The following is a 1,648-nucleotide window of genomic DNA, read 5'->3' as shown; positions in this document are numbered from 1 at the left end:
ACCGACATTTTGTAATTCAACATATTTAAATCTATTTTTGTCAATTATTTTATTAAATTTTGATAAAAATTATCTTTTAACCGACATTTTGTAATTCAACATGTAGTATTCATATAACACAGAAACTGCAATGAAACAGCCCTGCCACAATACTGGGAATTAGCGGATGCAACGCTTTTTTACAGTATTGAAGCAACTGAGGCTTTCCCAAAATCCACACGATCGCTCATTCATACTTCAATTGAGCAACCCCGAGGGTTTAATTGAAGGTGTAAGACCTAAGTTGTATACAGGTGTGACTCTGACCAACAGTGCCGGGAACTCTAAGACTGAGACTAATCGGCCAGACAACTCCATGGAAAGCGATCGCATCCCCCAAGCCCAAAAAGCTAATGGCAAATCATGCTCGCACTACGGCACCAACCCCCTCACACCAAGGCTACCAACAGAACCCATTTCACTAATGCAATTGGGCTTAGTGGGATTTCTCGAAGTCAGTAGTCTATGTTTATTACTCGCCTCGCCCACTAACGCTCAACTAACCCCAGATAGTACCTTGGGGAATGAAAATTCAATAGTGACTCCCAATCAGACTATCCGTGGTGCAGTAGCGGATTTAATCGAAGGGGGAGCAATACGAGATAGTAACTTATTCCACAGTTTTCTGGAATTTAATGTTGGTAATGGTCAACGAGTGTATTTTGATAATCCCGATGGCATTACTAATATTTTGACTCGTGTTACCGGCAACAACCTCTCTCAAATTCTGGGCACCTTGGGAGTAAATGGTAGCGCTAATTTATTTTTGCTCAATCCCAATGGTATTAACTTTGGAGCCAATGCAAGCTTAGATGTGGCAGGCTCCTTTGTGGCTAGCACTGCTGATAGTGTCGTGTTTGACAATGGTTTTAACTTTAGCGCTACTGATCCAAATGCTCCACCATTGTTAACTATCAATATTCCCACTGGTTTGCAATATGGTAGCAATCCTGGCTCAGTCAACGTTACAGGAGCTACCATTAGCATTGAGACCGGACAAACCATGGCCTTACTTGGGGGTCAAGTAAACCTCAATGGTGCCACCGTTGAAGTGCCCGGGAAGTGGAATTAGGAGGATTATCCAGTCCAGCAACAGTTACCCTCAATGGCGCAACATCGGTTAGTTTTCCCGATGGAGTTCAACGAGCTAATGTTTCTTTGAGCAACGGTAGCTTGGTAGATGTCACTAATGTCAATGGCGGAACTATTGCCATCAATGGTGCTAATTTCGACATGTCAGCCAGTGCGTTACAAGCTGGATTGACTTCAGGAGCATCCATACCAGATGCCGTAGCTGGCAATATCACTATTAATGCTAATGGTAATACCAATCTTAGTGACAAGAGTTTGATTGCTAATGATTTACTAACCTCAGCCATCGGCAATGGTGGAAACATAGAGCTAACCACTAGGGCTCTTACTATCACTGGTGGCTCAAGAATTCAAACCATTACCAATAGCAATGGCGCATCAGGAAATATTGAAATTAATGCTAATGGTGCCATTGATATCTCCGGTTTCACTGAAGATGGCTTATTTAGCGGGATTCTGACTCGTTCTGCTGCTGACACCAGTGAGTGGTCCGGGTGGCAACATTACCATTAATAAA

General features: G+C 42.8%; 2 protein-coding genes. Both read left to right on the top strand.

All coding sequences use genetic code 11. The features are described 5' to 3' along the window. The first annotated feature begins 166 nt into the window (after positions 1-166). Positions 167-1,111 carry a filamentous hemagglutinin N-terminal domain-containing protein gene (locus F6K49_RS46840; RefSeq protein ID WP_293109327.1) on the top strand — a complete coding sequence of 315 codons (945 nt, stop codon included), beginning with the start codon at positions 167-169 and terminating at the stop codon, positions 1,109-1,111. Beyond that, positions 1,102-1,644 (top strand): hypothetical protein, encoded by a 543-nt coding sequence (locus tag F6K49_RS46835; RefSeq protein ID WP_293109326.1) that lies wholly within the window; start codon positions 1,102-1,104, stop codon positions 1,642-1,644. The genes F6K49_RS46840 and F6K49_RS46835 overlap by 10 nt, the downstream gene beginning before the upstream one ends. The last annotated feature ends 4 nt before the right edge of the window (positions 1,645-1,648 follow it).

The sequence above is a fragment of the Moorena sp. SIO3I6 genome (assembly GCF_010672095.1).
The sequence above is the reverse complement of the archived record's forward strand: the minus strand, read 5'-3'. Positions and strand labels throughout refer to the sequence as shown.

Excerpts from the sequence above, each read along its gene's own strand:
- F6K49_RS46840 (WP_293109327.1), top strand. The coding sequence starts at position 167 with ATGCAACGCTTTTTTACAGTATTGAAGCAACTGAGGCTTTCCCAAAAT.